Source organism: Tabrizicola flagellatus (assembly GCF_046295235.1).
Taxonomy (GTDB): Bacteria; Pseudomonadota; Alphaproteobacteria; order Rhodobacterales; family Rhodobacteraceae; genus Tabrizicola; species Tabrizicola flagellata_A.
In genome coordinates, this window is record NZ_JBKBLV010000013.1 from 66,392 (window position 1) to 86,640 (window position 20,249).

The 20,249-nt window shown below is 68.7% G+C and carries 23 protein-coding genes and 1 pseudogene; 16 read left to right on the plus strand and 8 right to left on the minus strand.

The annotated features are described in order from the left end of the window. Positions 1-25: 25 nt before the first annotated feature. Positions 26-730: a lysoplasmalogenase family protein gene (locus ACK4IU_RS07690; protein WP_409733338.1), complete on the minus strand. Its 705-nt coding sequence runs from the start codon at positions 728-730 to the stop codon at positions 26-28. A 47-nt stretch (positions 731-777) separates the two neighbouring features. On the opposite strand from ACK4IU_RS07690, the gene ACK4IU_RS07695 reads away from it, so the two are divergent. From ACK4IU_RS07695 to ACK4IU_RS07720, 6 genes are read left to right on the plus strand one after another with little or no spacing between them, the layout of a single operon-like run. Beyond that, positions 778-1,851 carry an alkane 1-monooxygenase gene (locus tag ACK4IU_RS07695; RefSeq protein WP_409733340.1) on the plus strand — a complete coding sequence of 358 codons (1,074 nt, stop codon included), beginning with the start codon at positions 778-780 and terminating at the stop codon, positions 1,849-1,851. Positions 1,852-1,905: 54 nt separating this feature from the next. Beyond that, positions 1,906-2,298, plus strand: coding sequence for a hypothetical protein (locus ACK4IU_RS07700; protein WP_409733342.1), 393 nt, complete (start codon positions 1,906-1,908; stop codon positions 2,296-2,298). Between the two features lie 4 nt (positions 2,299-2,302). Further along, on the plus strand, positions 2,303-2,737 hold the full coding sequence (locus ACK4IU_RS07705) for a hypothetical protein (protein WP_409733345.1): 435 nt from the start codon (positions 2,303-2,305) through the stop codon (positions 2,735-2,737). Between the two features lie 2 nt (positions 2,738-2,739). Continuing rightward, a complete protein-coding gene (locus ACK4IU_RS07710; protein WP_409733346.1) occupies positions 2,740-3,138 on the plus strand; it encodes a hypothetical protein in 399 nt (132 codons plus the stop codon). Between the two features lies 1 nt (position 3,139). Further along, on the plus strand, positions 3,140-3,532 hold the full coding sequence (locus ACK4IU_RS07715; RefSeq protein WP_409733348.1) for a hypothetical protein: 393 nt from the start codon (positions 3,140-3,142) through the stop codon (positions 3,530-3,532). Continuing rightward, complete coding sequence (locus ACK4IU_RS07720) at positions 3,532-3,930, plus strand: hypothetical protein (RefSeq protein WP_409733350.1); 399 nt, start codon at positions 3,532-3,534, stop codon at positions 3,928-3,930. The genes ACK4IU_RS07715 and ACK4IU_RS07720 overlap by 1 nt, the downstream gene beginning before the upstream one ends. A 193-nt stretch (positions 3,931-4,123) precedes the next feature. Here ACK4IU_RS07720 and xseA read toward each other — a convergent pair whose 3' ends face one another. Next, positions 4,124-5,686, minus strand: a complete 1,563-nt coding sequence (xseA, locus tag ACK4IU_RS07725; protein ID WP_409733353.1) for an exodeoxyribonuclease VII large subunit — start codon at positions 5,684-5,686, stop codon at positions 4,124-4,126. 64 nt (positions 5,687-5,750) lie between these two features. Here xseA and purD point away from each other — a divergent pair, with 64 nt between their 5' ends. The 3 genes from purD to ptsP all read left to right on the plus strand — a co-directional run bounded on the left by purD (position 5,751) and on the right by ptsP (position 11,154). Further along, positions 5,751-7,019: a phosphoribosylamine--glycine ligase gene (gene purD / locus ACK4IU_RS07730; RefSeq protein ID WP_409733355.1), complete on the plus strand. Its 1,269-nt coding sequence runs from the start codon at positions 5,751-5,753 to the stop codon at positions 7,017-7,019. Between the two features lie 298 nt (positions 7,020-7,317). Then, complete coding sequence (locus ACK4IU_RS07735) at positions 7,318-8,574, plus strand: aspartate kinase (protein WP_409733357.1); 1,257 nt, start codon at positions 7,318-7,320, stop codon at positions 8,572-8,574. 336 nt (positions 8,575-8,910) lie between these two features. After that, positions 8,911-11,154, plus strand: coding sequence for a phosphoenolpyruvate--protein phosphotransferase (ptsP, locus tag ACK4IU_RS07740; protein ID WP_409733359.1), 2,244 nt, complete (start codon positions 8,911-8,913; stop codon positions 11,152-11,154). 9 nt (positions 11,155-11,163) lie between these two features. Here the strand turns inward: ptsP and ACK4IU_RS07745 are convergent, their stop codons facing one another. After that, positions 11,164-12,381: a PqqD family peptide modification chaperone gene (locus ACK4IU_RS07745; protein ID WP_409733361.1), complete on the minus strand. Its 1,218-nt coding sequence runs from the start codon at positions 12,379-12,381 to the stop codon at positions 11,164-11,166. 48 nt (positions 12,382-12,429) lie between these two features. On the opposite strand from ACK4IU_RS07745, the gene ACK4IU_RS07750 reads away from it, so the two are divergent. Next, complete coding sequence (locus tag ACK4IU_RS07750; protein WP_409733363.1) at positions 12,430-12,660, plus strand: hypothetical protein; 231 nt, start codon at positions 12,430-12,432, stop codon at positions 12,658-12,660. 356 nt (positions 12,661-13,016) lie between these two features. Here the strand turns inward: ACK4IU_RS07750 and ACK4IU_RS07755 are convergent, their stop codons facing one another. The 3 genes from ACK4IU_RS07755 to ACK4IU_RS07765 all read right to left on the minus strand — a co-directional run bounded on the left by ACK4IU_RS07755 (position 13,017) and on the right by ACK4IU_RS07765 (position 15,863). After that, positions 13,017-14,489: an AMP-binding protein gene (locus ACK4IU_RS07755; protein ID WP_409733365.1), complete on the minus strand. Its 1,473-nt coding sequence runs from the start codon at positions 14,487-14,489 to the stop codon at positions 13,017-13,019. Between the two features lie 83 nt (positions 14,490-14,572). Further along, positions 14,573-15,322, minus strand: coding sequence for an EcsC family protein (locus ACK4IU_RS07760; protein WP_409733367.1), 750 nt, complete (start codon positions 15,320-15,322; stop codon positions 14,573-14,575). A gap of 55 nt (positions 15,323-15,377) precedes the next feature. Further along, positions 15,378-15,863, minus strand: a complete 486-nt coding sequence (locus tag ACK4IU_RS07765) for a GNAT family N-acetyltransferase (RefSeq protein ID WP_409733370.1) — start codon at positions 15,861-15,863, stop codon at positions 15,378-15,380. Positions 15,864-15,968: 105 nt separating this feature from the next. Between ACK4IU_RS07765 and ACK4IU_RS07770 the strand changes: the two genes are divergently transcribed. Then, positions 15,969-16,550: a flavin reductase family protein gene (locus ACK4IU_RS07770; RefSeq protein ID WP_409733372.1), complete on the plus strand. Its 582-nt coding sequence runs from the start codon at positions 15,969-15,971 to the stop codon at positions 16,548-16,550. Between the two features lie 6 nt (positions 16,551-16,556). Then, a pseudogene (locus ACK4IU_RS07775) lies at positions 16,557-16,943 on the plus strand (PACE efflux transporter); the annotation flags it as partial. An 89-nt stretch (positions 16,944-17,032) separates the two neighbouring features. On the opposite strand, the gene ACK4IU_RS07780 reads toward ACK4IU_RS07775, so the two are convergent. Beyond that, positions 17,033-17,317, minus strand: a complete 285-nt coding sequence (locus ACK4IU_RS07780; RefSeq protein ID WP_409733374.1) for a YiaA/YiaB family inner membrane protein — start codon at positions 17,315-17,317, stop codon at positions 17,033-17,035. 33 nt (positions 17,318-17,350) lie between these two features. After that, positions 17,351-18,046, minus strand: a complete 696-nt coding sequence (locus ACK4IU_RS07785; RefSeq protein WP_409733376.1) for a PspA/IM30 family protein — start codon at positions 18,044-18,046, stop codon at positions 17,351-17,353. 82 nt (positions 18,047-18,128) lie between these two features. Between ACK4IU_RS07785 and ACK4IU_RS07790 the strand changes: the two genes are divergently transcribed. The 4 genes from ACK4IU_RS07790 (at position 18,129) to rplI (ending at position 20,185) form a co-directional block, all read left to right on the plus strand. Then, on the plus strand, positions 18,129-18,746 hold the full coding sequence (locus ACK4IU_RS07790; RefSeq protein ID WP_409733378.1) for a TetR/AcrR family transcriptional regulator: 618 nt from the start codon (positions 18,129-18,131) through the stop codon (positions 18,744-18,746). Positions 18,747-18,899: 153 nt separating this feature from the next. After that, positions 18,900-19,355 carry a 30S ribosomal protein S6 gene (gene rpsF, locus ACK4IU_RS07795; protein WP_409733380.1) on the plus strand — a complete coding sequence of 152 codons (456 nt, stop codon included), beginning with the start codon at positions 18,900-18,902 and terminating at the stop codon, positions 19,353-19,355. Positions 19,356-19,375: 20 nt separating this feature from the next. After that, positions 19,376-19,603, plus strand: a complete 228-nt coding sequence (gene rpsR, locus ACK4IU_RS07800) for a 30S ribosomal protein S18 (protein ID WP_103256213.1) — start codon at positions 19,376-19,378, stop codon at positions 19,601-19,603. 12 nt (positions 19,604-19,615) lie between these two features. Then, a complete protein-coding gene (gene rplI / locus ACK4IU_RS07805) occupies positions 19,616-20,185 on the plus strand; it encodes a 50S ribosomal protein L9 (RefSeq protein ID WP_409733383.1) in 570 nt (189 codons plus the stop codon). Positions 20,186-20,249 lie beyond the last annotated feature (64 nt).

Below are 20,249 nucleotides of genomic sequence, written 5' to 3' on the forward strand. Positions count from 1 at the left end.
GAAGGCGACGACGAGCCGCCGCCCCTCAGCCCGCGTAAAGAACCGCCCCCCACAGGATCAGCGCCTGCCCCGCCCAGTAGGCCGGCCAGAGCGTCAGCGCCAGCCGCCGCCGCCAGCCCGCGCCCTTCACCACGAAGAGTTGCAGGGCCAAAAGCAGGTCCGACAGGATGAACAGCCCCGCCCCCGCCCGCAAGACGACCTGCCCCGCATGCGCGGGCAGCACCAGCGCCGCCGCCCCCATCAGCCCGATCAGCCCGACATAGCCCCTCACCGGCTGCCGCAGGTCCCCCGTGCGCGGCGCGAGCCAGACCTCGGTCGAGACCAGCAGGGCTGCCAGACCCGCCAGCGTCAGCCCCTCCCCCGCCGAGATCCCGTCGAACCCCAGCTCCGCGCCCCGCCAGAGGAACCCGCCGGCATAGGCCAGATGCCCCAGCCCGAAGGCCGCCACCCCGGCCAGGAACCGCCCGATCCCGCCCAGCGCCAGCATCAGGTCGCCCAGTGCCCCCAGCGCCAGCCCGAGGGGCACCAGCCAGAACCACCCGCCCGGCGCCAGCGTCGCCGCCTGTCCCAGCGCCAGCACCGCCAGAAGCCCGGTCGAGGCCGTCTTGACCGCCGCCCCCGTCGCCCCCTTCACCTCGCGCGTGGCGAAGCCAAGCCAGAAGACCACCGCCGCCGCCAGCGACAGGATGGCTGTTGCAATGGCCAGCATTTCGCCCAACTTTTCCGGCATCACTCCCTCCGCGCCACCCGCGCCAGACTTGACCGCCGACCGATCCGATGCAAGCCCGCCCCCTGCCCCTTGCCGCCTTCGCCCTTGCAGCCCTCAGCCCGCTGGCGCTGATCGGGCTCGGCCTCGCGCTCGGGCCGGGCTGGCTCTGGGCGGTGTTCCTCTACATGGCGGTGCTGACCGTGATCCTCGACCAGCTCATCCCGCTGACCGCCGGCCAGGCCGAGGGCGACGAGTTTCCCGCGGCCGACGCCCTGCTGATCGCCACCGGGATCGGCGCGCTCACGCTCTTGCCGCTCGCCACCTGGGGCGTGGCCGGCGCCTCGGGCCTCACGCCCGGCCAGCGGGTGCTCCTGTTCTTCGCGGCGGGCTTCTGGCTCGGCCAGGTCGCGCATCCGGCCGCGCACGAGCTGATCCACCGGCCGCGCCGGGCGCTCTTCCGGCTCGGCGCCACGGTCTATGCCGCCCTCCTCTTCGGCCAGCACGCCAGCGCCCACCGGCTCGTCCACCACCGCCATGTCGCCAGCCGCGACGACCCCAACACCGCCCGCGCCGGGGAAAGCTTCTACCGTTTCGCCCGCCGCGCCTGGATCGGCAGCTTCCGCGACGGCGCCCGCGCGGAAACCGCGCTGCGCAATGGCGCGGCCCGCCCCGGCCTGCACCCCTACGCCGCCTACCTGGCGATCGGGCTGGCCGCGCTGATGCTCGCCACGCTCATCGCCGGCCTGCCGGGACTGCTCGCCTGGACCGGCCTCGCGCTGCATGCGCAAAGCCAGATCCTGCTGTCCGACTACGTCCAGCACTACGGCCTGACCCGCGCCCGCCGTCCCGACGGGCGGCTGGAACCCGTCGGCCCCGCGCACAGCTGGAACACCGCGCACTGGTTCTCCTCGGTCATGATGCTCAACGCCCCGCGCCATTCCGACCACCATGTCCACCCCGCGCGCCCCTTCCCCGCCCTCGCCCTGCCCGCGGCCGAGGACGCCCCCCGCCTGCCCTGGCCCCTGCCGCTCGCCTGCGCTCTTGCACTCGCCCCCCGCGCCTGGCGCCGCGCCATCGCGCCCCATCTCGCCCGCTGGCGGGAAACCCGACCCTCTTCCGCAGCCCCGGACACGGCGGCTTGACTGGTCAAGCCGCGCCGCCTTTGGCACTCTCCCCGCGAAGTCACGGAGCCCGAAATGCGCCCCACCGCCCTTGCCCTGATCCTTGCCGCCACACCGGCGCTGGCCGAAACGCCCCTGAACGCCGATCAGTTCGACGCCGCCACCCGCGGCGACACGATAACCTACGACTACGGCGGCGGGCTCTTCGGCACCGAGGAATACCTCGAAGGCCGCCGCGTCCGCTGGGCCTTCGAGGGCGACCTCTGCATCTACGGCATCTGGTATCAGAAGGACGACCAGATCTGCTTCGAATACGAACGCGACCCGACACCCGCCTGCTGGCTCTACTTCCTGGAGAACGGCAAGATCCGCGGTCGCTACATGGGCGAGGGCGGCGGCTGGGAGATCCTCGAATCCAGACGCGACGGCGGTCCACTGCCCTGCGCCGGGCCGGACGTGGGCGTCTGACGCCATGCGCCGCAGCGCCGCCCTTCTCGCCCTCGTGCTTTCGCCCGCGCTGGCACTCGCGGACACCCCGCCCGCCGGGGAGATGGTCCCATCGCTCGGCACACCAATCTCGGCCGAGGAGTTCGAGGCCCATGTCGTCGGCAAGACCGTGACCTACCACCAGCATGGGCTGCTGTTCGGCATCGAGGAATACCTCCCCGACCGCAAGGTCCGCTGGAGCGTGACCGCCGACACCTGCCAGTATGGCGTCTGGTATCCCTCGGGCCAGGACATCTGCTTTGTCTATGAGGACGATCCCAAGCCCGCCTGCTGGACCTTCTGGCTGAATGACGGAGCCCTTGTCGCGCTTTCGACCGAGGCCGCGCCGGGGCAGGAGCTTTACGAGACCTCCGCCGACACCACGCCCCTGCCCTGCCCCGGCCCGGACGTGGGCGTCTGACCATGCGCGCGGCCCTCGCCTGCCTCATCCTCGCCGCGCCTCTGGCCCAGCCCCTCGTCGCCCGCACCCTGATGACGGCCGAGGAATTCGACCGCTTCTCCCTCGGCAAGACGCTCGACTATGCGACGGACGGGCAGGTCTGGGGGTCCGAGGCCTATTTCGAGGGCCGCCGCGTCCGCGATGCCGATACGGGCGGCCCCTGCCTGGACGGCAGCTGGTTTCCGCAGGGCGATGCGATCTGCTTCGTTTACCCCGCACGCGACGGTCTGCACTGCTGGCACTACTGGCGCGAGGGCGACAGGGTGCTGGCCCAGCCCCTCTCCAGCCCCGACGCGCCCCCGCAAGAGGTGACCGAGGCCGCCTCCCCCCTCGCCTGCCCCGGCCCGGATGTCGGGGTCTAGCATGCGCGCCCTCCTCCTGCCCGCCCTGCTCGCCGCGACCCCGGCCTTCGCCGGGGATCCGGTCACGGCGGACGAATTCGACGCACTCACCCTCGGCCGCAGCATGTCCTGGTCGGAGTCCGGCATGGTCTATGGTCTGGAACAGTATCTGCCCGACCGCCGCGTCCGCTGGGCGGCGGTGGGCGAGGATTGCACCCTGGGCCACTGGTATGCCGAAGGCCCGGCGATCTGCTTCAAGTATGAAACCGATGTCGAGCCCGACTGCTGGATCATCACCCGCAGCGCCACGGGCTTCGACGCGGCCTATACCACGAACCCGCCCGGAACCCCGCCCGTGACCGTCGCCGTTACCCCCGATCCCCCCGCCTGCCCCGGCCCCGAGGTCGGCAGCTGATGCGCCCCGCAGCCCTGCTTGCCGCTGCTCTGCTGCTCGCCCTTCCGGCCCGGGCCGAGCCCGCCGACCCGCCGCTGTCGGCCGAGGCGTTCGAACGTTTCGTGCAGGGCCGCACCTTCGACACCCATGACGAGACCGGCCGCTACGGGGTGGAAACCTTCCTCCCCGGCCGGCGGGCGATCTGGCGCGATGCCGAGCGCTGCCTCGAAGGCCGCTGGCGGCCGCAGGGGCAGCTGATCTGCTTTGACTACCAGGGCATCGACACTCCCTTCTGCTGGACCTACCATGATCGCGGCGGCTCGCTCGAAGCCTGGCTCGACGGCGATCGGACGACGGCGCCGATCCGCCTTTTCCCCTCGCCCGAGGTCGTGACCTGCGAAGGCTGGTTCGGGGTCTGACCGCGCACCCTGGCCCCCGGGGCCACCAAGTTTCTTAAGCAAGAAATCTGCCAAAATCCTAGTTCAAGGATTTTGCCGCCCCCGGTCCGCGCCGGTCGCGTCTTGGCTCACCTTCGTCAACAGAACCTGAACGCCCACGGCCAACCCATTGAGTCTGCGAAGGTCCACCGGCATGTCCCGCATGGACAGGGGCTCAGAACAGGCTGCCCTGCCCGCCGTCGCCCTCGCCCCTCGCCCGCCGCGCGGGACGGTTGCCGACCGCAAGCCGCCCGTCGGCAAATTCGATCTCCAGCGCCGCCGCCCCCTCCGCCGCCGCCTTCGAGGTGACGACCGCCCCATCCCCCCGAACGACCGCATAACCCCGCTTCAGCGTCTCGTGGTAGCCCAGCGTGACCCGGGTCCGGTCCAGCGCCTCCAGCCGGTCCGCCAGCCGCCGGAACCGCTGGTCCAGGGACGCGTCCATGCGCTCGCCCAGCCGCGACAGGTCGCGCCGCCCGTCGGACACCTTCCGCCCCGCCTCGCCCAGAAGCCGCGCCAGCGCGGGCGCCAGCCGCGCCGCGAGGCCCTCCAGCCGCTCGCGCCGCCGCTCCAGTCTGAGAAGGATCGCACGGGCCAGCCGCTCGTCCCTGGCCGACAACTGGTCCCCCTGCCGCGCCAGAAGCCCCCGCAGCGCGCCGGGCTGCAACCGCCCCGCCACCCGGTCGAACTCCCGGTGCTTCTTGGCGACCGCCAGCCCCAGCGCCGACCCAAGCCGCATCGTCCCCGCATCCAGCCGCTGCCGGGGCGAGGCGACCAGCGTCTCCACCCGGGGCAGCGCGCGGCTCAGGTCCCGCAACCGCTGCCGTCGCTGCACAACGCCCTGCCCGACGCCGCGCACCAGCCGCGCACCCAAGGCCTCCAGCACCGCCAGCAGTTCCAGCCGCACCGGCACCGCCAGCTCCGCCGCCGCAGTGGGCGTGGGCGCGCGCAGGTCGGCGGCATGGTCGATCAGCGTCGTGTCCGTCTCGTGCCCCACGGCCGAGATCAGCGGGATGCGGCTCGCTGCCGCCGCGCGCACCACCACTTCCTCGTTGAACCCCCAAAGGTCCTCCAAGGACCCCCCGCCCCGCGCGACGATCAGCACGTCGGGGCGCGGGATCGGCCCCCCGGGCTCGATCGCGTTGAAGCCCCGGATCGCGGCGGCCACCTCGGCCGCGCAGGACTGGCCCTGCACCGCCACCGGCCAGACCAGCACATGCCGGGGAAAGCGGTCGCGCAGACGGTGCAGGATGTCCCGGATCACCGCCCCGCTGGGAGAAGTCACCACCCCGATCACCTGCGGCAGGTAGGGGATCGGCTTCTTCCTGCCTTGGTCGAACAGCCCCTCGGCCCCCAGCGCGGCCTTGCGCTTCTCCAGCATCGCCATCAGCGCGCCGGCGCCGGCAGGGGCCACGTCCTCGACGATCAGCTGATACTTCGACTGGCCCGGAAAGGTGGTCATCCGGCCCGTGGCCACGACCTCCATCCCCTCCTCGGGCCGCACCTGCATCCGCGCGACCTGCCCCTTCCAGCTGACCGCCGCGATCACCGCGCGGTCGTCCTTAAGGTCGAAGTAAAGGTGCCCCGAGGCCGGCCGGCTGACCCGCCCCACCTCGCCCCGCACCCGGACAAGGCCGAACTCCCCCTCGATCACCCGCTTCACCGCGCCCGAAAGCTCCGAGACCGTGTATTCCGGCTGGTTGCCCTGCGGCGCGGGTCCGTCCTCGAAAAGGTCCATACTTGCCCTCCATCGCCCCCGACCCTATGACGCGCCGAGGGAACTTCCAAGCGGGGGCGCGGCCATGAACATCCTGATCCTGGGCTCGGGCGGGCGGGAACATGCGCTGGCCTGGGCGGTGAAGCAGAACCCCAAGACCGACCGGCTGATCGTGGCGCCGGGCAATGCCGGGATCGGAATGCTGGCCGAATGCGCGGACATCGACATCCTCGACGGCGCGGCGGTCGTCGCCTTCTGCGAGGAAAACGCCATCGACTTCGTCATCGTCGGCCCCGAGGCGCCGCTGGCCGCCGGTGTCGCCGACGCAGCCCGTGCCGCGGGCCTCCTGACCTTCGGCCCCTCCGCCGCCGCGGCCCGGCTCGAGGCCTCCAAGGCCTTCACCAAGGAAATCTGCGACGCCTGCCAGGCCCCCACCGCCGCTTACGAACGCTTCACCGAGGCCGCACCTGCCAGGGCCTACATCCGCGCCCAGGGCGCGCCCATCGTGGTCAAGGCCGACGGTCTGGCGGCAGGCAAGGGCGTGATCGTGGCGATGACCGAGGCCGAGGCGCTTGCCGCCATCGACGACATGTTCGGCGGCGAATTCGGCGCGGCCGGCGCCGAGGTGGTGATCGAGGAGTACATGACCGGCGAAGAGGCAAGCTTCTTCGTCCTCACCGACGGCACCCATGCGCTGCCCATCGGCACCGCCCAGGACCACAAGCGGGTGGGCGAGGGCGACACCGGCCCGAACACCGGCGGCATGGGCGCCTATTCCCCGGCCCCCGTCCTGACCGAGGCGATCCAGCGGCAGGCCATGGACCAGATCGTCCTGCCGACAATCCGGGAAATGGCCCGCCGCGGCACGCCCTACCAGGGGGTCCTTTACGCCGGGTTGATGATCCAGAACGGCAAGGCCCGCCTCGTCGAATACAACGCACGTTTCGGCGACCCCGAAGCCCAGGTCCTGATGATGCGCCTCGGCGCTCAGGCGCTGGACCTCATGCTCGCCACCGCCGAGGGGCGGCTCGACGCGGTGCAGGTCAACTGGGCCGAAGACCACGCCCTGACCGTGGTGATGGCCACGCAGGGCTACCCCGGTCATTATGCCAAGGGCAGCCAGATCCGGGGGCTTGAGGAACTGCCCGAGGACAGCCGCCACATGGTCTTCCACGCCGGCACCGCCGAGCGCGACGGCCGGATCATCGCCAGCGGCGGCCGCGTCCTGAACGTCACGGCCCGCGGCGCCTCCCTGCGCGAGGCGCGCGACGCGGCCTACGCCCTGGTCGACCGCATCGACTGGCCCGCAGGCTTCTGCCGGCGCGACATCGGCTGGCGGGCACTGACCGAATAGCGCGGCTGACGCCGCAAGCCTTTTCTCTCGTCGTCGGGGCTTTCGCCCTCCTCCTCGGCGCATGGGGGCGCCGCCCCCACGCCCCCGGAGTATTTGAAAAAGAGCAAATCCATTTGCCCATTCCCAAATACTCCCGCCGGCAGCCCCTGAGGAGGAGGGCGAAAGCCCCGACGACGAGGCAAGGGACTTGCGCGTCAGCGCTCATTTTCGCGCCCGCCGCCACTTGCACCGCCCCTTGGGCTTGCATATGACGCGGCGGGAATTCTGACGGGCCCGAGAGTGCTCTTGGGGAGGGACCATGCCGCTTCTGGTTATGAAATTCGGGGGGACCTCGGTCGCCGACCTCGCGCGGATCGAGAACGCCGCGAAGAAGGTCCAGGCCGAGGTCGAGCGCGGCTATGACGTGATCGTCATCGTCAGCGCCATGTCCGGCAAGACCAACGAACTGGTGGGCTGGGTCGAGCAGACCTCGAAACTCTACGACGCCCGCGAATACGATGCCGTTGTCGCCTCGGGCGAGAACGTGACCGCCGGCCTCATGGCGCTGCGGCTGCAGGAAATGGGCATCCCCGCGCGCAGCTGGCAGGGTTGGCAGGTGCCGATCAACACCACCTCGGCCCATTCCTCGGCCCGTTTCGTCTCGATCCCGCGCGACAACATCGACGCCAAGTTCGCCGAGGGCTTCAAGGTCGCGGTCGTCGCGGGCTTTCAGGGCGTCAGCGCCGAGGGGCGGATCACCACGCTCGGCCGGGGCGGCAGCGACACCACCGCCGTCGCCTTCGCCGCCGCCTTCGGGGCCGAACGCTGCGACATCTACACCGATGTCGATGGCGTCTACACAACCGACCCCCGCATCTGCGCCAAGGCGCGCAAGATGGACAGGATCGCCTTCGAGGAGATGCTGGAGCTCGCCTCGCTCGGCGCCAAGGTCCTGCAGACCCGGTCAGTCGAACTGGCGATGCGCTACAAGGTGCGGCTGCGGGTGCTTTCCTCCTTCGAGGACACCGACGAAAACTCTGGAACCCTGGTCTGCGACGAGGATGAAATCATGGAATCGAAAGTTGTCTCCGGCGTCGCCTACAGCCGTGACGAAGCGAAGATGACGCTCCTCAAGGTCGAGGACCGGCCCGGCGTCGCCGCCGCGATCTTCGGCGCGCTTGCCGACGCGGGCGTGAACGTCGACATGATCGTCCAGAACATCTCGGAACAGGACGACCCCTCGGACAAGCGCGCCCACACGGACATGACCTTCAGCCTGCCGACGAACCAGGTGGACCGCGCGAAGAAGGCCATCGAGGACGCCGCCGCCGCAGGCAAGTTCGTCTGCACCACGCTGGTGACGGATACGGACGTGGCCAAGGTCTCGGTCGTGGGCATCGGGATGCGGTCGCAGGTGGGTGTCGCCGCGCGGATGTTCGCCGCCCTCGCGGCCGAGAACGTGAACATCAAGGTCATCACCACCTCCGAGATCAAGATCTCGGTACTGATCGACCGGAAGTACATGGAACTGGCCGTTCAGGCGCTGCACGACACGTTCGAGCTGGACAAGGCGTAAGGTCCGGTTCGGCCATTCTCGTCGCCACCGGGATCCTTTCGATTGTGGTGGTTGCACCAGGACTGTCCGGGCTCTTCCGGCGCTGACCCGGAGCTGAGCTGCGCATCCTCGGCGCGATCCCCGTTCTGCCCCTTCCCGTCTTCCGGGCCTGGCTCATCCGCAGGCGTGATGGCACCTGACAAATGATCGGGCGGCGCCCGAGCTTGCAGACTCGTTGCGGCCATCCCATGCCCGGATGCCAGACAGGTCGATTGCAGGATCGCGGCGAGGTATCAGCACGGTTCCCCTTGATCGCGTCCTGTGCTCTAAGGGCGGAAACAACCTCAGGGATGCCCGATGCCCGAACGCAGTGAAAGCGAAAGCCGCAAGCTTCTGCGCCGTCTGCGCGACGTGCTGTCCACCCCCGGTGAGGGGCAGGACCGGCTGGACCGCATCACCCACCTGATCGCCGACAGCATGGGGACCGAGGTCTGCTCGATCTACCTCTTCCGCGACCCCGAGACGCTGGAGCTTTGCGCCACCCAGGGCCTGAAGAAGGAAGCCGTCCACCAGACCCGCATGAAGCTGGGCGAGGGTCTTGTCGGCCGTGTCGCCCGCACCGGCCAGCCGGTCAACACCGCCGACGCCCCGAACGAGAGGGGTTTCCGTTACATGCCGGAAACCGGCGAGGAACTCTTCTCCTCCTTCCTCGGCGTGCCCATCCAGCGGGTCGGAGAGAAGCTGGGCGTGCTGGTCGTCCAGTCCAGGACCGCGCGGCAGTTTTCCGAGGACGAGATCTACGCGCTGGACGTGGTGGCCATGGTGCTGGCCGAGATGACCGAGCTTGGCGCTTTCACCTCGGGCGACGGGGCGATGCGGGCCCTGCACAAGCAGCCGGTCATGTTCCGTGCCACTTCCGGCCAGGAAGGCGCGGCCGAGGGGCGGGTCTGGCTGCACGAACCCCGCGTCGTGGTGACGAACCCCGTCGCCGACGATCCCCTGACCGAGATCGACCGCATCCGCGCCGCGGTGGGCGAGTTGCGCGTCTCGATCGACGACCTTCTCGCCGCCGAGCATCTGGACAAGGACCAGAAGCAGGTGCTGGAAGCCTACCGGATGTTCGCCCATTCCCGCGGCTGGCTGCGTCGCATGGAAGAGGACATCATGCGCGGCCTTTCGGCCGAGGCGGCGGTGGAAAAGGAACAATCCGCCGCCCGTGCGCGGATGGAACAGGTGCCGGACCCCTACCTGCGCGAACGGTTGCAGGATCTGGACGACTTGTCGAACCGACTGCTGCGGATCCTGACCGGCCAGGGGCAGGACACCGGGGCCGAGATGCCGGACAACCCGGTTCTCGTTGCGCGCAACATCGGGCCGGCGGAACTCCTGGACTATGGCCGCAAGCTGAAGGGCGTGGTGCTGGAAGAAGGCTCGGTCGGCAGCCATGCCGCCATCGTCGCCCGGGCGCTGGCGATTCCCCTCGTCATCAACGCCCATCGCGTGGTGGCCGAGGCGCTGAACGGCGACCCGATCCTTGTCGATGGCGACCAGGGCATCGTGCACCTGCGCCCCGAGGAGACCGTCGCCCGCGCGTTCCGCGACAAGATCGCCATGCAGGCCGAGGCGCAGAAACGCTATGCCAGCTTGCGCAACCTGCCTGCGACCACGCTCTGCGGCACCACGATCGCGCTGCACATGAACGCGGGCCTCATGGCCGACCTGCCCAGCCTCGAGGGTTCGGGCGCCGACGGGGTGGGCCTTTTCCGCACCGAGCTGCAATTCCTGATCCGTTCGAAGATGCCGCAGCGCGCCGAACTCGCTGCGCTCTATGCCCGCGTGATGGATGCGGCAAAGGGCAAGCGGGTGGCCTTCCGCACGCTCGACATCGGCTCGGACAAGGTGCTGCCCTACATGAAGCCCCCCGAAGAGCCCAACCCCGCGATGGGCTGGCGCGCGGTCCGCGTCGGCCTCGACAAGCCAGGCGTCCTGCGGATGCAGCTTCAGGCGCTGATCCGCGCCGCGAAAGGGCGTCCACTGACCGTGATGTTCCCCCTCATCACGGAGATGAGCGAATTCCAGCAGGCCCGCTCCTACGCCTTGCGCGAGTTGCACCGCGAGAAGTCGCTCGGTCACCCGGTCCCCGAACGGATCGAGATCGGCGCGATGATGGAAACACCCTCACTGGCCTTCGCACCGAAAAGCTTTTTCGAGCTTACCGACTTCATCTCGGTCGGCGGCAACGACCTCAAGCAGTTCTTCTTCGCCGCCGACCGCGAGAACGAACTGGTGCGCCGGCGCTATGACACCCTGAACCTGTCGTTCCTGTCGTTCCTCGAACAGGTCGTCGCCCGTTGCGCCGAGACCGGCACCCCCCTCTCCTTCTGCGGCGAGGACGCGGGCCGGCCGATCGAGGCGCTGGCGCTCGCCGCGATCGGCTTCCGCGCGCTCTCCATGCGGCCGGCCTCGGTCGGGCCGGTCAAGGCGCTCCTGCGCCGGGTCGATCTGACCGAGGCGCGCAAGGTAATCGACCGGGCCCGTGCCGAGGGCGCCGAAAGCGCGAGGCCGCTCCTGATGGACTGGTTGGCGACCGTCGAGACTTGAGACGTTGGCTCAGCCCTTGGCCTCAAGGTCGATCAGGGCTTCCCTCGCCAGCCTCTCGATCAGGTCGCCCAGATCGGCGGCGATCCGTGCGTGCGGCGTGCCAGGAAAAGCCTCGGCCAGATCGGCGGCGATGTCCTCCGGCAGCGCCGGATCGGCCAGGAGCTCCCAGATCAGCGCCGCCATCCCGTCCATCCGGTGGATCGCCAGCCCCTCGGCATCGGCAAGATAGAGGGTGCCGCCGATTTCGGCCGCGACCGTGCCGGCACGCTGCCGGACCCGACCCCGGATGCCGCGATCTGCCATTCCGCGCGCGCTGAACTCTGCCAGCCGGAAGCGGCGGTCCGGGCTGACTGGTTCTGAGGGAAGGTCATCCGGCCAGCCCTCAAAGGCCTGCTCCAGGCAGGCCACGGCTTCGGACAGGTCTTCATAGGTCAGCCGGAACACGGGGCGCAGGGCCAGGACCGAGGCCATCGCCACCAGAACGTCGCCCGAATGGCGGTCGCGGGTGAAGTTCTGATGCAGCAGCGCGTCCATTGCCGCATCCGGCGAAACCGGCTCCAACCGGGGCAAGGTGCGGTCGTCGCGCCGGTCGAGGATCACGAAAGCCCCCAGCGGGCGGACCACGCCATGCGCCGGCTGGTCGGGCAGGCAGAGATACTGATACTGCCGGTTCTTCGGCCCGCCCACGCTGTCCACCCAGGCCCGGAAGAAGGGGTCGATCGTCCCGGGCAGCGGCAGACGCAGGCGCGGGGCGATCCCCATCGCGAGCCCCCAGGCCAGGTCGTCCGTGGTGAAGGACAGGGGCAGCACATCGTCGCTGAACAGCGGATGACCAGCCCGGGCCAGGGCCGAGGACAGCGTGCTTTTCCCCGCCCGCCGGACATTGGGAAAGACCACCAGGCGCCCAGCCATTTCGACCGCGGCCGCATGCAGACAGATCAGCCGGTCGTCCTCGGCCGGCAGCGCGAAGGCGACCGCCGAAACGGCATCGCAGACCGCATTCACGGCATCGAACCGGCGCACGGGGCGATCATCGACATGACTTTCGCAGGCCAGAAGCCCGTCCTCGCCGGCCGTGATCGAAAAGAAGGGCTTTGCCATCGCCCCCGCCGCCCGGGCGTCATAGGGCCAACCCGTGAAAACATCGGGAAGCAGACGCAGCACCGGTTCGGCCTCCTGCAGCCGCAGGGGTGCCTTGAGTCCGCGAAAGGCGATGTCCTGACGCATCGGGGGGAAAATCCGGTTACCCTTGGCACCAAAAGGCGCCAAGGGGTCTTGCAGGGAAATATCAGGGGGACGGACTGCGATCAGCCGCAGCCGGTATCGTCGTCGTTCGGACCCGAGCAGGTGCTGGGCGAGGTCGAGGATCCGGATCCGCTGGTGCCCCCGGATTTGCTCGGCCCGCTGGACCCGCTGGACCCGCTGGAGCCGCTGGACCCGCTGGAGCCGCTGGACCCGCTGCTCGCCTGGGCCACGCTCAACGTGGTCATCGCGGGCACTGCGTAGGCGCCGAGGGCAAGAGCCGCGATCCGTGTCAGGGCCTTGCGGCGCGACAGGATGTCTTCTTTCGTCTTCGGTGTCATCGTCTGTTCCTCTTTGCTTCGTATGCTTTGTGTCCCGGAGGTCACGATCGCGTAACAGCCGGAATACGATATCGAATGCGCAAGTCTTGTCGGCAGGCCAGTTGCCAGAGGTTTATTCCGGGGAATTAAACCAAAGGTATAAGCGAATTCCCGCAGACGCCTGCCAAGCGGGAGGCGCTCTAAGATCCCGGGCGCCCCCTGGCAGACCGCCGACATACAAGTTCAAACCAATGATCGGCTTAGGTCATTCCCGGGTTGCCGCGGCAGACACCCTGCTGCTCACCCTGCCTCGAACAGCCCGGCATGCGCGCGCCGCAGCTCGGCCTTCTGGACCTTGCCCATTGCATTGCGGGGCAGTTCGTCCAGCACCAGCACCCGTTTCGGGATCTTGAAAGCCGCCAACCTGTCCCGCAGCGTCACTCGGATTCGCTCCTCGTCCAGTTCCGCACCGCGCGCGGGCACCAGGCACGCCACGACCGCCTCGCCGAAATCGGGATGCGGCACCCCGATCACTGCCGAGGCCGCAACGCCTGGCAGATCGTCGAGCGTCGCCTCGACCTCGGCCGGATAGACGTTCAGCCCGCCCGTGATCACGAGGTCCTTGGCGCGACCAAGGATCGACAGGTAGCCGTCCGCATCGAAGGCCCCCATGTCGCCGGTGACGAACCAGCCGTCGCGGAACTCTTCGGCGGTCTTTTCCGGCAGCCGCCAGTAGCCCTTGAAAACGTTGGGGCCCCTGACCTCGATCGCCCCGGCCTCTCCCTGCGGCAGTACGGCGCCATCCGGCCCGGTGATCCGCACCTGCACCCCCGGCAGCGGCATCCCCACCGTCCCGGCCCGCCGCGCGCCCTCGTACGGGTTCGAAGTGATCATGTTGGTCTCGGTCATCCCGTAGCGTTCCAGGATCGCATGCCCGGTGCGGGCCTGCCACTCGGCATGGGTCGCGGGCGACAGGGGGGCCGAGCCGGAGATGAAAAGCCGCATGTGCGCGGTTGCCTCGCGCGTCAGGCCGGGGTCGGCCAGGAGGCGCGTATAGAAGGTCGGCACGCCCATCATCACCGTGGCCCGCGGCAGGTCGGCCAGCACGGCGGCGGGCTGGAAGGCATGGTGGAAGATCATGCTGCCGCCAGAATAGAGGACGCAGTTGGTGGCCACGAACAGCCCGTGCGTGTGGAATACCGGCAGCGCATGCAGAAGCACGTCGGATTCGCTGAACCGCCACAGCCCCACCAGCGCCTCGGCGTTCGATGCCAGGTTCTCGCGGCTCAGCATCACGCCTTTCGACCGGCCCGTGGTGCCCGAGGTATAGAGGATCGCCGCCAGGTCATCCGGCCCAAGCACCGGATCGTCGAAGCCGGTCCCCTGCCCCGCAGCCAGCGCCAGAAGGTCGGGCAAGGCCATGACCCGCGCGCCAAGGCCGGCCAGATCGGCGACCCGTCCCGGTTCGGTGACGGCCAGGGCCGGTTCGGCATCGGTCAGGAAATGCGCGGTCTCGGCGACGGTGTAGCCGGGGTTTACCGGCAGGAACACCACTCCCGCCCGCAGGCAGGCAAGGTAAAGCGACAGCACAGCCTCGCACTTCTCGACCTGAAGGAGCAGCCGATCGCCCCGCCGCAGCCCGAGCGACAGAAGCGCGTTCGCCAGCCGCCCCGTCTCGGCCAGCAGGCCCGCATAGGTGGCGCCCCCGACAATCCAGACCCGGCCCGGATCGGCGGCCATTTCCTTCAGCCTGACGATGACATCTGTGCTCATGCTCCCCCTCCCCTTGCGTCGCGGGCATTTATTCGCAACGCCGGAGGAAACCCAAGATCCTTCGCATGGAAATCGTAGCCTGCTCAGGCCCGGATCACTTTGGGCGGCGCGGCCGCAAGCCGGAACTCGGCCTCGACGGCCTCGGTCCCATGCACCTCGGCCAGCTTCAGCAGGGCAAAGCGCACCCGCGCCACCTCGCGGTAGAAGGCCAGGTAGGCCGCGTTCAGCGTGGCGCCCGATACCGCACCCAGGACCGGGATCGCCTGGGCGGCCAGCTTCTGGCCCAGCACCGCCGCAAGCTTCGGCGCGATGGCGGCAATCAGGTTCCGGACCGCCGAACCCGTAAGGGCCAGCCGCGAGCCGATGAACGAGGTGTTGACCCCGTCATCCTGCTTCAGCAGGCTTCCGGCCGAGAACACCTGCAGACATTCGGCACGCACCCAGTCCTCGTTCGGATCAAGGCCCGCCGCCCGGGCCTCGGCCCGGATCGCGTTCAGGAACAGCGTCACCGTCACCGGCAGTTCGGCCACCGCCGTCGGCAGCCCCCCCGCCCCGCCGGCGGCCCCGCTTGCGATCACGGCGGCAATCGGCCCGCGCGGCCCCAGGTCCGGCGTCCGGGCGGCGACGCCGTAGGACGCCTCCAGCGCCTGGGCCGTCACCCGCTCGATCTGGCTGCGGACCGACTCCGGCAAGGCCGAGAGCTGTGCCTCGAAGGCGCCGCCCAGCCGGTTGACCAGCCGGATCACCGGCCCGTTCGCGCGCCTGTAGCGGCGGGCAAGCTCGGCCACCTCGGCAGCAAGGTCGGATGTCGGTTCGGTCAGGTCACGGTCCATGACCCTGATATGGGGCCGCTGGCGCCCCGCGCAATGCCCACCGCGGCCGGGTCGCTCAGGTTGCCTTCGTGACCTTTCCGCGCACGCCCTCCCAGGCCCCAGCCTTCAGTTCCAGCCCCAGGACCCGGTCGGGGTTGGTGGGCGGCGGCATCTCCACCCCTTCCAGCTTGCGAAAGCCGAAGCGGCTGTAATACGGCGCGTCGCCGACCAGCATGACCCGCTCCCAGCCCAGCCGCCGCGCCTCGGCCAGGCTTTCGTTGATGAGAAGCGCCCCCAACCCCTCGCCCTGATGGGTCGGGTGGACGGCAACCGGGCCCAGAAGCAGCACGTCATGCTCGCCGATCAGCGCGGGCCAGTAGCGGATGACGGCCACCAGCGCGCCCTCCTCGTCGCGCAGCGTCAGGCAAAGCGGCGCCACGGTCGGCACACCGTCGCGCAGCCGGTACGAGGACAAGGCCGTCCGTCCGGGGGCAAAACACAGGTCATACAGCGCCTCGACTTCCCACCAGTCGTCCTCGGTCTCTTCCTCAAGCCGGTACACGCGTCATGGTCCCCCGAAGGCCTTGCCGAATCCACTGGCCCGAAATCACTGGAATCGCGCCGTAACATGCCGCAGGGTCACGATCAATTTGTGAAAGGCACCTCGATGTTCTACCGCCCCGCCGAAGGCCATAGCCTGCCGCACAGCCCGTTCCCGGCCATCGTCGCCCCCCGGCCCATCGGCTGGATTTCCACCCGCGCCAGCACCGGGGACAACCTGGCCCCCTATTCCTTCTTCAACGCCGTCGGCTACACGCCCCCGCAGGTGATGTTCGCCGGCGACTACCGCGACAGCATGGCCAACGCCGTGGAAAGCGGCGTATTTGCCGTGAACATCGTGGCCGAAGCGGCGCTCGAGGCGATGAACGCGACCTCGGCGCGCTATCCACGCGGGACGGACGAATTCGTGGCAGCCGGCGTGGCCAAGGCGGACTGTGTCGTAATCGACTGCCCCCGGGTGGCCGATGCGCCCGCGACGCTGGAATGCCGGGTGGTGAAACTGGTCGAGCTTCTGGGTCCCGAACGCATGGTGATCGGCGAGGTGGTGGGCGTCCACATCCGCGACGACGTCCTGCGGGACGGCCGCCTTGACCCGACCCGCTACCGCCCCGCCGCCCGGCTGGGGTATCACGACTACACCTTCGTCCGCGAAGTCTTAGAACTGCGGCGACCGAAGGATCCCGCCTGACCCCTGATGCCACCCACCCGCCGCAAGATCGTCTATGCCGTCACGTTCGAGGCGCTGGGAACGCTGGTCGCCTCGCTCTACCTGTGGCTCGTGTCAGAGGCGAGCCCCACATCCTCCATGGCGCTGGCGATCCTGACCGCGACCATCGCCCTGTGCTGGAGCTACGTCTTCAACACCCTGTTCGAGACCTGGGAATCGCGGCAGTCTGAGAAGGGCCGTTCCTTCAGTCGCCGCACCGTTCATGCGCTCTTGTTCGAGGGCGGTCTGGTGCTGATCTGCGTCCCCATCATGACCTGGTGGCTTGCGGTGAGCCTGGTCGAGGCCGTCGCCTACGAGACCGGGCTGATCCTGGTGTTCATCGCCTACACCTACCTGTTCACCTGGGGCTTCGACCGCATCTTCGGCCTGCCCGCATCGGCCAGGCAGCACCAAAGGCAACCGGGGCCGCATGCGACCCCGGCGCTCTTTCAGGATGTCAAGGATCAGCGGTCGCGCGAGACCTCGGCGAGAAGGCGCTCGGTGCGGGCTTCCTCCAGCTTGTTGTGCAGGCGGTCGGATTCCTCCTTGTCGCGGACGGCCTTGGTGATGCCCACCGTGGACGAGACCAGCATCAGCGCGGCCATGGCGTAGAAGCCCTTGGCGGCAAAGCTTGCCTCGAGGAAGTAGATGCCGCCCGCCATCATCACGGCGGCCACCGCGAAGTTGACATAGCTGAACATGGTGTAAGCTTGCGAGGTGCGGATCGTCGGCTGGATCATGTCGGTCATCTGTGGGTCTCCTTGGGTTTGAGGTTCTGGGGATCAGGCGGATTTCTGTTTCAGCCGCTCCAGGACGGCCGCTGCATCGGGACGGATCGAGGGGCCGCAGCCCGCCGCCGCCAGCCGGGCTGAGATCGCTTCGGCGGACTGACCGGCGGACAGTTCCACCACGGCAACGGCGGTCGCCTCGGCATGCAGTTGCCGCGATTGCAGCCGCGTCAGGGTTGCCTCGGCCTCGGCCAGGGACGCGGTCATCGGACGGCTGACAGCGCCGCGCACGGCCTGGGATTTCTGCGCCGCATCTGCCAGCTGCAACCCGCGCTGCAACTCGCGCAGGCGCAGTTCAGAGGTGCCGAGTTCCTCCTGCAGGCGGGCAATCTCGACCTCATAGGTGGCCAGCGCGCGTTCCGAAGTGGCGCGTTCGGCTTCAAGCTGGGCGATCGCGGCGGCGGCTTCGGTCGCCAGGTCCTCGCGCCCCTGCGCCAGAGCGGCGACGGCCCTGCCCTCCAGATCGGCGATCTGGGCGTTGATCCGCGGCAGCGATTTCCGGTCGCGCTCGGCATAGGCCATGACGACCGCGACCGACCGCCGCGCCGCCTCGACGCCAGCCGCAGAATCGCGCAACTGCTGGCGCAGGATAGACAGCGCGTTGGCATCCGCCACCGCCTGGGCGGCATCGTGGCTTCGTCCCCTGACCAGCGTGATGATCGTGTTGAACATCTGGAACTCCCGGTGCATGAACACTGTTCAAAGCCTGCCAAATTCATGAACACTGTTCAAGAAATTCTCTGAACAACGTTCATGTGACGTGAGGTCACAGATGGAAAAGTCGCCCGACAAGGACCGCAAGGCCGATCTCAGAACGCGCCTGATCGAGGCCGCCGAGGCCGAGATTGCCGAAAAGGGCCTTCTGGGCCTGAAGGCTCGGAACGTGACGCAGCGGGCAGGCTGCGCGCTTGGGGCGATCTACAATGCCGTGGCCGACCTGGACGAACTGGTGATGCGGGTCAATTCGCGCACCCTGGAACGTCTGGGCAAGGCCCTGGCCCCGGCCTCCGACGCCGGAGGACCCGAGGCGGTGACACTCGCGCTCGCCGACGCCTATGCCGTCTTTGCCCTGGAAAACCGACGCCTCTGGTCCGCCCTGTTCGAACACCGCCTGCCCGAGGGGGTCGAGATGCCGGACTGGCACCGGCAGGAGCATGAGGTGCTGATCGCAAGGATCGTCGCACCCTTGCGAACGTTGCGCCCCGACCTGGCGGATGCGGATGTGCGCCTGCGGGTTCGCACCCTGTTCGGCGCGGTGCATGGCGTGGTGCATCTGGCGCTCCAGGGCAGGCTGGTCGGTGTGCCCGAACCGCTGCTCCGCCAGGAAGTGGCGGCCCTGGTCGGCGCCTTGGTGCTGGGGGCCAGGATGGCGCGTCCCGACCCCGCGTAAGCCGCCGCCGATTCGCCTTGCGCCAGGGCGCGCAATCTGTATAAGGCCGCATCCTTTCCGCTTATCCATGAACCGGCGATGCCTCTCGTGGACGGGCTGCGGAAAAGGCCATCGCCCGTCCTATGAAGCCGCCCGAGACAAAAGGAAGCCCGCATGCCTCTTTACGAGCATGTCTTCATCGCGCGCCAGGACCTGTCCAACGCGCAGGCCGAAGGTCTGATCGAACATTTCTCCACCGTCCTCGCGGACAACGGCGGCAAGGTCGTTGAGAACGAGTACTGGGGCGTCAAGACGATGGCCTACAAGATCAACAAGAACCGCAAGGGGCACTATGCCTTCCTGAAGTCGGACGCACCCGCCGCGGCCGTGCAGGAAATGGAACGCCTGATGCGGCTCCATGACGACGTGATGCGCGTGCTGACCATCAAGGTGGACAAGCATGCCGAAGGCCCGTCGGTCCAGATGCAGAAGCGCGAAGAGCGTGACGGCGACCGTGGCGACCGCGGCGGTTTTGGCGGCGAACGCCGTGAACGCCCGTCGTTCGGCGACCGTCCCGACCGTGGCGCCGATCGTGGCGACCGTCCGTCGTTCGGCGCTCCGCGCCGTTGATCCGAGGAAAGGAATAGACCATGGCGAACAAGCCGTTTTTCCGCCGCCGCAAGGTTTGCCCCTTCTCGGGCGACAACGCTCCGGCCATCGACTACAAGGACACCCGTCTTCTCCAGCGCTACATCTCCGAGCGTGGCAAGATCGTCCCGTCCCGCATCACCGCAGTCTCGGCGAAGAAGCAGCGTGAACTGGCCCAGGCCATCAAGCGCGCCCGCTTCCTGGCCCTGCTGCCCTATGCCGTGAAATAAGGAGCGACGCACATGCAAGTCATCCTTCTGGAACGTGTGGCCAAGCTTGGCCAGATGGGCGAGGTCGTGAACGTCAAGGACGGTTACGCCCGCAACTTCCTCCTGCCCCAGGGCAAGGCGCTGCGCGCGAACGAGGCCAACATCAAGTCGTTCGAGGCGAAGAAGGCCCAGCTCGAAGCGCAGAACCTGGAAACGAAGAAAGAGGCCGAGGCCGTGGCTGCCAAGCTCGACGGCCAGACCTTCATCGTGATCCGCTCGGCGTCCGACGCCGGGGCGCTCTACGGCTCGGTCACGCCGCGCGATGCGGCGGAAGCCGCGACCGAGGCGGGCTTCACCGTCAATCGGTCGCAGGTCGTTCTGGACAAGCCGATCAAGGAACTGGGCCTGCACACGGTTTCCGTGCGCCTGCACCCGGAGGTTGCGGTCAAGATCAAGCTGAACGTCGCCCGTTCGCCCGAAGAGGCCGAACTGCAGGCCTCGGGCAAGTCTGTCGCCGAACTCGCTGCCGAAGCCGAAGCCCAGGCCGAGTTCGAGATCGCCGAGCTTTTCGACGAAATGGGCGCGGCCGCGTCCGAAGAATAAGCCTTTCCCTTCAGGGATTTGCAAGCCGCGTCCGGGTAGCCCCGGGCGCGGTTTTTCTTTGCTC

Excerpts from the sequence above, each read along its gene's own strand:
- ACK4IU_RS07755 (WP_409733365.1), bottom strand. The coding sequence starts at position 14,489 with ATGAGCACAGATGTCATCGTCAGGCTGAAGGAAATGGCCGCCGATCCG.
- ACK4IU_RS07735 (WP_409733357.1), top strand. The coding sequence starts at position 7,318 with ATGCCGCTTCTGGTTATGAAATTCGGGGGGACCTCGGTCGCCGACCTC.
- ACK4IU_RS07785 (WP_409733376.1), bottom strand. The coding sequence starts at position 18,046 with ATGCACCGGGAGTTCCAGATGTTCAACACGATCATCACGCTGGTCAGG.
- ACK4IU_RS07700 (WP_409733342.1), top strand. The coding sequence starts at position 1,906 with ATGCGCCCCACCGCCCTTGCCCTGATCCTTGCCGCCACACCGGCGCTG.
- ACK4IU_RS07745 (WP_409733361.1), bottom strand. The coding sequence starts at position 12,381 with ATGCGTCAGGACATCGCCTTTCGCGGACTCAAGGCACCCCTGCGGCTG.
- ACK4IU_RS07710 (WP_409733346.1), top strand. The coding sequence starts at position 2,740 with ATGCGCGCGGCCCTCGCCTGCCTCATCCTCGCCGCGCCTCTGGCCCAG.
- xseA (WP_409733353.1), bottom strand. The coding sequence starts at position 5,686 with ATGGACCTTTTCGAGGACGGACCCGCGCCGCAGGGCAACCAGCCGGAA.
- ACK4IU_RS07790 (WP_409733378.1), top strand. The coding sequence starts at position 18,129 with ATGGAAAAGTCGCCCGACAAGGACCGCAAGGCCGATCTCAGAACGCGC.
- rplI (WP_409733383.1), top strand. The coding sequence starts at position 19,616 with ATGCAAGTCATCCTTCTGGAACGTGTGGCCAAGCTTGGCCAGATGGGC.
- ACK4IU_RS07715 (WP_409733348.1), top strand. The coding sequence starts at position 3,140 with ATGCGCGCCCTCCTCCTGCCCGCCCTGCTCGCCGCGACCCCGGCCTTC.
- rpsR (WP_103256213.1), top strand. The coding sequence starts at position 19,376 with ATGGCGAACAAGCCGTTTTTCCGCCGCCGCAAGGTTTGCCCCTTCTCG.
- ACK4IU_RS07760 (WP_409733367.1), bottom strand. The coding sequence starts at position 15,322 with ATGGACCGTGACCTGACCGAACCGACATCCGACCTTGCTGCCGAGGTG.
- ptsP (WP_409733359.1), top strand. The coding sequence starts at position 8,911 with ATGCCCGAACGCAGTGAAAGCGAAAGCCGCAAGCTTCTGCGCCGTCTG.
- purD (WP_409733355.1), top strand. The coding sequence starts at position 5,751 with ATGAACATCCTGATCCTGGGCTCGGGCGGGCGGGAACATGCGCTGGCC.
- ACK4IU_RS07770 (WP_409733372.1), top strand. The coding sequence starts at position 15,969 with ATGTTCTACCGCCCCGCCGAAGGCCATAGCCTGCCGCACAGCCCGTTC.
- ACK4IU_RS07695 (WP_409733340.1), top strand. The coding sequence starts at position 778 with ATGCAAGCCCGCCCCCTGCCCCTTGCCGCCTTCGCCCTTGCAGCCCTC.
- ACK4IU_RS07705 (WP_409733345.1), top strand. The coding sequence starts at position 2,303 with ATGCGCCGCAGCGCCGCCCTTCTCGCCCTCGTGCTTTCGCCCGCGCTG.
- ACK4IU_RS07780 (WP_409733374.1), bottom strand. The coding sequence starts at position 17,317 with ATGACCGACATGATCCAGCCGACGATCCGCACCTCGCAAGCTTACACC.
- rpsF (WP_409733380.1), top strand. The coding sequence starts at position 18,900 with ATGCCTCTTTACGAGCATGTCTTCATCGCGCGCCAGGACCTGTCCAAC.
- ACK4IU_RS07720 (WP_409733350.1), top strand. The coding sequence starts at position 3,532 with ATGCGCCCCGCAGCCCTGCTTGCCGCTGCTCTGCTGCTCGCCCTTCCG.
- ACK4IU_RS07690 (WP_409733338.1), bottom strand. The coding sequence starts at position 730 with ATGCCGGAAAAGTTGGGCGAAATGCTGGCCATTGCAACAGCCATCCTG.